This is a genomic window from Thiorhodococcus mannitoliphagus, from assembly GCF_010915725.1.
GTDB lineage: Bacteria > Pseudomonadota > Gammaproteobacteria > Chromatiales > Chromatiaceae > Thiorhodococcus > Thiorhodococcus mannitoliphagus.
The window spans coordinates 1-8477 of the sequence record NZ_JAAIJR010000182.1 but is presented as its reverse complement, the minus strand read 5'-3'; the positions used below and the strand labels follow the sequence as shown (position 1 = coordinate 8477).

10 protein-coding genes are annotated in these 8477 nt (G+C 63.6%); 8 read left to right on the top strand and 2 right to left on the bottom strand.

Features of this window, described 5'->3' with window-relative positions; translation table 11 throughout:
- Positions 1 to 125: 125 nt before the first annotated feature.
- From G3480_RS23895 to lpxD, 7 genes are all read left to right on the top strand, one after another.
- Positions 126 to 362 (top strand): hypothetical protein, encoded by a 237-nt coding sequence (locus G3480_RS23895; RefSeq protein ID WP_164656743.1) that lies wholly within the window; start codon positions 126 to 128, stop codon positions 360 to 362.
- Positions 363 to 657: 295 nt separating this feature from the next.
- Positions 658 to 1419, top strand: coding sequence for a DUF1223 domain-containing protein (locus G3480_RS23890; protein WP_164656742.1), 762 nt, complete (start codon positions 658 to 660; stop codon positions 1417 to 1419).
- Positions 1416 to 2024: a cytochrome b/b6 domain-containing protein gene (locus G3480_RS23885; protein ID WP_164656741.1), complete on the top strand. Its 609-nt coding sequence runs from the start codon at positions 1416 to 1418 to the stop codon at positions 2022 to 2024. The genes G3480_RS23890 and G3480_RS23885 overlap by 4 nt, the downstream gene beginning before the upstream one ends.
- Positions 2025 to 2034: 10 nt before the next feature.
- On the top strand, positions 2035 to 2802 hold the full coding sequence (locus G3480_RS23880; RefSeq protein ID WP_164656740.1) for a molybdopterin-dependent oxidoreductase: 768 nt from the start codon (positions 2035 to 2037) through the stop codon (positions 2800 to 2802).
- Between the two features lie 68 nt (positions 2803 to 2870).
- Positions 2871 to 2993, top strand: a complete 123-nt coding sequence (locus G3480_RS29115; protein WP_276611750.1) for a hypothetical protein — start codon at positions 2871 to 2873, stop codon at positions 2991 to 2993.
- Positions 2994 to 3085: 92 nt separating this feature from the next.
- Complete coding sequence (gene msrA / locus G3480_RS23875; RefSeq protein WP_164656739.1) at positions 3086 to 3748, top strand: peptide-methionine (S)-S-oxide reductase MsrA; 663 nt, start codon at positions 3086 to 3088, stop codon at positions 3746 to 3748.
- Between the two features lie 401 nt (positions 3749 to 4149).
- A complete protein-coding gene (gene lpxD / locus G3480_RS23870; protein WP_164656738.1) occupies positions 4150 to 5220 on the top strand; it encodes a UDP-3-O-(3-hydroxymyristoyl)glucosamine N-acyltransferase in 1071 nt (356 codons plus the stop codon).
- A gap of 286 nt (positions 5221 to 5506) precedes the next feature.
- Here lpxD and moaA read toward each other — a convergent pair whose 3' ends face one another.
- On the bottom strand, positions 5507 to 6544 hold the full coding sequence (gene moaA / locus G3480_RS23865; RefSeq protein ID WP_164656737.1) for a GTP 3',8-cyclase MoaA: 1038 nt from the start codon (positions 6542 to 6544) through the stop codon (positions 5507 to 5509).
- 554 nt (positions 6545 to 7098) lie between these two features.
- Between moaA and G3480_RS23860 the strand changes: the two genes are divergently transcribed.
- The gene (locus tag G3480_RS23860; RefSeq protein ID WP_164656736.1) at positions 7099 to 7680 is read left to right on the top strand and encodes a beta-class carbonic anhydrase; all 582 of its coding nucleotides are present in this window, start codon (positions 7099 to 7101) and stop codon (positions 7678 to 7680) included.
- Positions 7681 to 7892: 212 nt separating this feature from the next.
- On the opposite strand, the gene G3480_RS23855 is transcribed toward G3480_RS23860, so the two are convergent.
- Positions 7893 to 8477: helix-turn-helix domain-containing protein (locus G3480_RS23855; protein WP_164656735.1), on the bottom strand; the 585-nt coding region annotated here is incomplete at its 5' end.

Here is an 8477-nt window from a genome sequence, read left to right as displayed (position 1 = left end):
ACATGGTCGGACTCGATAGGGTCAGTCTGTTGAGTAAATCCCATCTTAACCGGGTAAACTGTTATTCGGAAATCACCTAGGTGGGGTTTAGCCTGTACGACGTCTCCCTGATCTGAGAGCGGCCGGTGGGTAGCAAACTGCTGGTCGGCAAGAGGGTCGCGGACCGCAAGAGCGGCCGCGTGCTGGGCTTCCAGTGCATCGGCCCCGGCAATGCCGGCAAAGGGGTGGCGACAGTGGCGACGGCCATCCGAGGCAAGCTGACGATCGAAGAGCTGGCCAGCTTGAATCTCCCCTATACTCTGCCCCATTCGTTGGCGCTCGAGCAGCCGCGAACGAATCTGCCCGCCCTGACTTACAGGTAACGGGCTTCGCGCTTGACCCGCATCTGCGCCTGCTCCCATCCTGCGAACCCACCGAGCAAGCTCGGGAAAGAACCCCGCAGCTCTGTCTCGACGCGGTCTGCCCCGCCTTCGTCTGCGCTTCGCTCTATGCCCGCTCTTGGCTAAAGAAGCCGATCGGAGCAGGCTGGAGAAAGATTTTTCCTGGTCGTGTAACCAATCACCACCTCGTATCGACTCAGTTTGTAGTGATGGCAAGAAGGATCCCAGCCGAATCTGTTCTGATCGCAAACCAACCAGCGAATCCAGGTGAAGTCCGATGCACCCTGTCCGCCCCCTGCTCGTCGCGACGATCCTGAGCCTGCCGCTCGCGGGCATGGCGGTCTGCGAGATCGAGAGCGGGCCTGGCACAGCCGCCCTGATCGAACTCTTCACCTCCGAGGGCTGCTCGAGCTGCCCGCCTGCGGACCAGCGACTGAGCAGACTGCGCCCGAGCCAGCGCTTGGTACCCTTGGCCTTGCACGTCGGTTACTGGGACGACCTGGGCTGGCGGGATCCCTATGCACAGGCTGTCTTTGCCGACAGGCACTCCTGGCTCGTCGGACTGGACGGCACGCGGACCCTCTACACACCCCAGTTTTTCGTCAATGGCGCTGCGACTCGACCAACCTCAATTTCGCGCCAGGTCACCCGAATCAATGACCAACCAGGCCGCGCCAACATTGGACTGCGGGCTGCCCTGGCGGACGACGGACGTCTCGACATCGACGCCACAGCCAGCAGCGCCGTCGAAAATGCCCTCCTTTACGTCGCGGTTGCGGAAAAGGGTCTGCGCTCCGATATCCCTTCAGGTGAAAACCGCGGGCGCCAGCTTCGTCACGACCATGTGGTGCGTGCCTGGCTCGGCCCCCTGTCACTGCAAGCGGGGCGGCTGAGCCTGCAACGCAGCGTCGCGCTGGCGCCGAGCTGGCACCCAGCGCACTTGGAAGTCAGCGCCTTCGTCCAAGATCCACGCACCGGTCGTGTCCTGCAGACCGTCGGCGTGGACGACTGTCTTGTCGATCAGGAGATTGGTTCGTGACCACCGCCGTCGATACACTTCATGCGCCGATCCACCCGCTTTGGCTGCGCATCACGCATTGGGTCAATGCCCTGGCAGTCGTCATCATGGTTATGAGCGGCTGGCGCATCTATAACGCCGCCCCGCTGTTCGACTTCCGCTTCGCCAACGACATCACGCTCGGCGGCTGGCTGGCCGGCGCCCTGCAATGGCACTTCGCCGCCATGTGGCTGCTCGCTGCCAACGGCATGCTCTATCTCGTGCTCAACATCGCAACTGGACGGCTGTGGCGCCGCTTCCTGCCGCTCTCACCAGGCACCCTTTTGGCCGACCTCAAGGCCGCGCTGCGCGGACGCCTCTCGCACGCAAACCCGGCCCGCTACAACGCCGTCCAGCGTGCGGCCTATCTCTTCGTCATGCTCGACATCTTGCTGCTGGTGTTGTCCGGCCTAGTGCTGTGGAAGTCCGTCCAGTTCCCGCTGCTGCGCGGGCTGCTGGGCGGCTATGAGACGGCCCGCTATATCCACTTCTTTGCCATGGCCGGCCTGGTCGGCTTCGTGGCCGTCCACCTGGTGATGGTGGCGATCGTGCCACGCACCCTGATCACCATCATTCGCGGCCGCTGAGGACCACCCCATGCGCAAGACGATTCATCACCCGGATCAGGACATCATCATCAAAGAGGCGCTCGGCCGCATCGACTCACCCGCGCGCCGTCGCTTCCTCAAGGGCTCGCTGACACTGGGCGGTCTGTCACTCCTGACCGGCTGCGACCTCAGCGACTCGGCAGGGGTCGAGGGCGCGCTGCGCCGGATCGACCGCTTCAACGATAGGGTCCAAGCCTGGCTGTTCGACCCCAAGCGGCTCGCCCCGATCTACGCGGAGTCGCTGATCACGCGACCCTTCCCCTTCAACGCCTTCTACGGTCTGAATCGCGTTCCCCAGGTCGACGCGGACAGCTTCCGCCTGGAGGTCACCGGCCTAGTCGCCGACCGCCACCCCTGGACGCTGACCGAGCTGCGCGCCCTGCCCCAGACCGACCAGGTCACGCGACATATCTGCGTCGAGGGCTGGAGCGCCATCGGCAAGTGGGGCGGCGTGCCCTTTCACGTCTTCCTGAAGCGCATCGGGGCCGACCTCAACGCCCGGTACGTCGGCTTCAAGTGCGCGGACGACTACTACACCAGCATCGACATGCCGACGGCCCTGCACCCGCAGACCCAGCTTACGCTGACCTACGACGGCGAGACCCTGCCGGCCCGTTATGGCTTCCCCATGAAGATCCGCATCCCGACCAAGCTCGGCTACAAGAACCCCAAGCACGTCCAGGCGATCTTCGTCACCAACAGCTATCCCGGCGGTTACTGGGAGGACCAGGGGTATAACTGGTTCGGCGGCAGCTGAGCCCAGCGCAGCGCCCAGACGCAGCGGCCCTTGGACCAGGATACAGAGGCAAACTTTGGGAGATCACCATGATCAAAACGACCAGCGCCGCACTGCTTTCGCTCGTGCTTACCTTCGGCGGCGCCGCCGTCTTCGCCGACAGCCACATGGGCAAGGACGCCGTGCATGAGAGCAGCATAAAGACAGCATGATGCAGTCGCAGTGCGCCGGGGAGGCGGCCGGCCTGACCAAGCTCGCGCCGCCCGCATGACACCAACACCGAAAGCCACCGAGGAGTGAAGCGATGAGACGCCGTCTGCTGGGCCTAGGCCTCAAGACACTAGCCGCAGCCACCTTCCTGACCACAACCTGGAGCGCCCACGCGGAAGGCCTCCCCGATCCCAAGGTCGACGAGACACCAACGCCAGGCACACAGACCGCCGTCCTCGGCGGCGGCTGCTTCTGGGGCGTCGAGGCCGTGTTCGAGCACGTTCGCGGCGTGAGCGACGTCGTCTCCGGCTACGCCGGCGGCGATGCGAACACGGCCACCTACAGACGCGTCAGCTCGGGGCGAACGAGCCACGCCGAGTCCGTGCGCATCACCTACGACCCATCCCAGGTCACCTACGGGCAGCTGCTCAAGGTCTTCTTCGAAGTCGCGCACGACCCGACGCAGCGCGACCGCCAGGGTCCGGACGTCGGCACCCAATACCGCTCCGCCATCTTCTACGCCAACGAGGAGCAAGCGCGCATCGCCCAAGCCTATATCGATCAGCTCAACGCCGCCGGCGTTTACGCCAAACCCATCGTGACGCAAGTGACGCCGCTCGAAGGCTTCTACGACGCCGAAGCCTATCACCAAGACTATCTGCCTCGGCACCCCACGCAGCCCTACATCGTCATCCACGACCAGCCGAAGCTAACCGAGTTGGAGCGGCGCCTGCCCGAACTCTATCGGGCGAAGTGAGGGAGTCCCTTGGGCCAGCACCGGCCCTCGCCCTTAGAAAGTGCGCATCAATTGTTTTCCGATGCGAGCGATGCCGCCGGAAATCCCCCCTCCCCCCCCCTTTGCGAAAGGGGGGAAGTTGTTGATGGACACTTTCTTAGAAAGCGCTCATCAATTGTTTCCCGATGCGAGCGATCCCGCCCGAAATCCCCCCTGGCCCCCCTTTGCGAAAGGGGGGAAGTTGTTGCTGGCCACTTTCTTAGATCACGACTAGGGTCTGATGCAGGAAGGTCTCATCGGTGAGTTGACAACGCACTGTGGGGATCAGTGGCCAGGATACTGCTCGCTCGGATATAGTCCGGCGCTCTAGCGGCGCCACAGGGCTTGCGCTCGCGCCTCTCTCGAGCAACCGGAAACACGCCATGATCTTGTCCTGCGCCGAAATCTGCCGCCGTCTCGACGTCGTACCGCCGCCAGAGACCTTGCCAGACGTGAGCGGCGTTGCGACGCTGACCGAGGCCACCGAAGGCGATCTCTGCTTCGTCGAGTCCGCGGATCAGCATGAGGCCATCGCCGCCTCGGCCGCGGCGCTGGTGCTGGCCCCTCCGGACTTCCCCGAGCCGATCCCCGAAAACGTCATCCGCGTACCCAAGCCACGGCAAGCCTTCTTCGCCATCGCCGAGTTGTTCCTGCCGCCAGCGGACTACAGCGGCATCCACGCCGATGCCAGCATCGACCCGTCCGCCGTGCTGGGGAGAGATGTCACCGTTGCGCCTGGGGCCGTGCTGGCAGCCGGCGTGCGGGTCGGTGACGGCAGCGTCATCGGACCCAGCGTCTATCTCGGACCAGAGGTGGAGGTGGGCCAGCACTGCGTGCTGCACGCCAATGTCAGCGTGCAGCGCGGCACCGCCATCGGTGACCGCTGCGTCATCCACCCAGGGACGAGTATCGGCGGCGACGGCTTCGGCTATCAATGGGACGGCAGCGGGCATCGCAAGGTCCCGCAGCTCGGCCGGGTCGTGATTGAAGAGGATTGCGAACTCGGCAGCAATGTCTGCGTGGATCGCGCGACGCTCGGCACCACGCGGGTGGGCCGTGGAACCAAGATCGACAACCTGGTGCAGATCGCCCACAACGTGCGCCTCGGCGAGCATGTGATCATGGTTGCCCAAAGCGGCATCGCCGGAAGCACCCGCATCGGCACCGGCTGCATCATCGCCGGACAGGCGGCGATCTCGGACCACCTCAGTATCGGCGACGGTGCTCGCATCGGCGGCCAAGCCGGTGTGACCAATGACGTCGCACCAGGCACCGCCGTCAACGGCACGCCGGCGCGGGCGGTCAGCCGCAACCTACGTGAGCAGGCAGCACTCGGCCGATTACCGACGCTGCTCAAAGAGGTGAAGCGCCAGCAACGGCTGATCGAGGCCCTGGAGGCAAGGTTGGCGCGGCTAGAAGGTGAGGCGAGCGGCAGCTCGGAACGCACAGGTTGATGCTCTTTCCCGCCCTGGAATTCCGGCAATCGCCCTGGCGAGGGCATGGCGCCCTGCGTTGCACAGAGCCACGCATCCCAATCAGCAAGATACATTGCCTGGACTGAAGCTTACCCTGGAACAGCACCGCAGCCGCTCGATTTGGTGGGAGCGGCGCGCCGCCGCAACGGGCGCGCGATCGCGGCGGGGCGCCGCTCCCACGTCGCTTTGCCCGAAGTGATCGACCCCCAATCGCCGGGCCGCTTGCGTTGCTGCGCGCCTTCCAACCTCCATCAGGCACGGCCGCTCAGCCACCCGTCGAATTCATGTGGCGGAAGATCACCGGCTGGGCGGTCAGATCGAACTCATGGCCCTGCGGCTTGAGGTCCATGGCCGACAGCAGCGCCCGTCTTACCCGCTCATCGTCCGTCGGATGCCCGCGCAAGACGCGGCGCAGATCCGCGGAGTGTTCTTGCCCAAGGCAGAGCAGAAGCCGTCCCTGAGCCGTGACACGCACCCTGTTGCAGTCGCCGCAGAAGTTGTGGCTATGGGGTGAGATGAAACCGACACGGGTTTCCTCCCCGGCAATGTTGAAGTACTGCGACGGACCGCCGGTCCCATGAATGCTTGGCAGCAGCTCGAAATGCTCGGCGAGATCGCGACGGATCGCGTCGCTGGAATAGTAGGCCTCCGCCCGGTCGTGATCGCCGATCACGCCCAGGGGCATCTCCTCGATGAAGCTGATATCGACTCCGCGCGCGATGGCGAAGCGGACCAGATCCACGACCTCGTCGTGATTACGGTGCTTCAGAACGACGGCATTCAGTTTGATGCGACCAAAACCCACGCGCAGTGCCGCGTCGAGCCCCGCGAGCGTCCGCTCGATATGGCCGACGCGCGTAATGCTGCGAAAACGCTCGGGCTTGAGCGTGTCCAGGCTGATGTTGATCCGGGTGAGGCCCGCGTCCTTGAGCGACTGCGCATAGCGGCCCAGCTGAGTGGCATTGGTGGTCAGGGTCAGATCGCGAACGCCTGGCAGCTCACCGAGACGCTCGAACAGCCAGACGACATTGGGACGCACCAAAGGCTCACCCCCGGTCACCCGCAGCTTGGTCACACCCAGGTCGCTGAAGCAGCGTGCGAGCCGAGCCATCTCCTCTAGGGTCAGGAGTTGACTGCGCGGTGAAAAGGTCATCTGCTCGGACATGCAGTAGACACATCTCAGATCGCAGCGATCTGTAATCGACAGCCGGACATAGGTGATTCGCCGACCGAAAGGGTCCACCAGCCCGGGACTCAACTGCCCCGACTCGGCAGACGTAGGCAAAGACGCCTCTTGGCTCATTTGGCCTCCTCAACAAACTTCACGCGATTGACGCCATGCCGTCCCAACGGAACAAAACGCGCAACAAGCCCATTCCACCTCAATAGAGCAGTCAGATTTCAGCCTCCATCTCAAGAAACTCACACACTTGACGGCCCTTGTCTTCAATCAGCCGCTCACCCGCCGGCTGAAGGACGGAAAACAGCAAAACCGCGCCGAAGTAAGGCTTTACTGGGGTCTTTGGCTCAAGCACCTCTTATGCCGTTACCCACTGCATTCAGCAACCCAGCTTTTCCGGCAACAAACGAAAGTCCGAGCACCAGACTGCGACTTTACGCGATTCCCTTCCTGGCACGAAGCCTCTCATTCAGGCTGAGCCCCCCTCCATCGGAGCAAGACTGAAGCACCCGGCTGGCCTGCGCCGCTTCGCGGCTCAAGCGCCTCGGCGCTAACCTCAGTCATTGTCATGCAGACAAATCTTCGGCGACTGACTAATCTCTAGCGCACAGGTCGGGTATTCACCGGATCTCTCGACCTGTGCCAGCTGCTCAATACATAAGATCGAGGAGGATGAAATGAGTCAAATCGTCAAAGAGGTGCGGGCGGCGAATGAGCGCTACGCGGCGGACTTCGGGGACAAAGGCCAGCTTGCAATGCCCCCGGCCAGACACTTCGCGATCCTAACCTGCATGGATGCCCGCCTGGATCCCGCCAAGTATGCGGGTCTCGCTGAGGGCGACGCCCACGTCATCCGCAACGCGGGCGGCCGCGCCAGTGATGACGCCATTCGCTCGCTGGTCATTTCGCACAAATTGCTCGGCACCCGCGAATGGTTCGTCGTGCATCATACAGACTGCGGCATGGAGACCTTCACCAACGACATCATGGCCGGGCTGCTCAATGAGAGCCTGGAGACCGCGACTATCGACGCAAACGGCTGGCACGACACTGGCGCCGGCCCAGGCTCACCGGAAGGACGTTACATCAACTGGCTGACCATCAGCGACAACGCGGCCAGCGTGGTGGAGGACGTCAAACGCATCAAGGCCCACCCCCTGGTTCCAGGCGACATCCCTGTCTATGGCTACATCTACGACTGCAAGTCCGGACGTTTGATCGAGGTCCCAGAGGCGAGCACGGCGGGTCGCGCAAGCTGAACTGATCAACCCGCCCACCCAAGGGTGAGAACAGCGCCTGATGGGACTCAGGGCGCCTGGACCAAAGCCTGGAACAGCACAATTGCCGCTGCATGAGCGGCTTGCCCTGTGAACTGGCGACGGTCACGCAGTTGGCCACTAGAGTCAGGACATTGATCAAGCAACGGCCAAGAAAGTGGACGCCATCGACCACGAAATTGGGCACACTGGCGTCATGTCGGTTGTTCCAGGGACTTTCTGGCAACGCAGGCTCGGTCATGATCCGGGGCCAGGCGATAGGTCTCGCAGACATCCCGACAGCGCTCGGCGAAATCACCATCGCGCGGGGTGTTGATCCAGCCTTGCACGCGATGCGGCTTGAGATCGACCTCGCGTAAGAAGCGTCCGATGGAGTGCGCGGAGATGGCGTCGACGATCCCACGCGCCTTGGCCTCTTCAGCCAAGTCCTCATGGGTCCAGCGCGCCAGCTTCACCCCCTCGCGGACCGCAGGCTCGCACGCCAGGGCAATGATGGCGCAGATCTGCTCGGGGGTGAAAGTCGGCGGCGTCCCCGAACGCGGGCAATCGCTCAGACGCTCAAGCACGGGGTGATCCGCGCGCTCGCGCCAACGTCGGCGCCAGCGTTGGACCAACGAGCGACTGACCTGCAACGTGGCGGCTGTTTCGTGCACCCCCGTGCCGGCGTCGGCGGCGAGAATAATTCGGGCTCGGGTCGCCAGTTGCTGCGCCGTGGTGTGCTGACGCACCAACGCCTCCAACTGGGTACGTTCTTTGTCGGTGAGGGAAACGGGAATCGG

Bases quoted from the DNA above. Each gene is read 5' to 3' on its own strand.
- G3480_RS23890 (WP_164656742.1), top strand. From the start codon at position 658: ATGCACCCTGTCCGCCCCCTGCTCGTCGCGACGATCCTGAGCCTGCCG.
- G3480_RS23880 (WP_164656740.1), top strand. From the start codon at position 2,035: ATGCGCAAGACGATTCATCACCCGGATCAGGACATCATCATCAAAGAG.
- G3480_RS29115 (WP_276611750.1), top strand. From the start codon at position 2,871: ATGATCAAAACGACCAGCGCCGCACTGCTTTCGCTCGTGCTTACCTTC.
- msrA (WP_164656739.1), top strand. From the start codon at position 3,086: ATGAGACGCCGTCTGCTGGGCCTAGGCCTCAAGACACTAGCCGCAGCC.
- lpxD (WP_164656738.1), top strand. From the start codon at position 4,150: ATGATCTTGTCCTGCGCCGAAATCTGCCGCCGTCTCGACGTCGTACCG.
- moaA (WP_164656737.1), bottom strand. From the start codon at position 6,544: ATGAGCCAAGAGGCGTCTTTGCCTACGTCTGCCGAGTCGGGGCAGTTG.
- G3480_RS23860 (WP_164656736.1), top strand. From the start codon at position 7,099: ATGAGTCAAATCGTCAAAGAGGTGCGGGCGGCGAATGAGCGCTACGCG.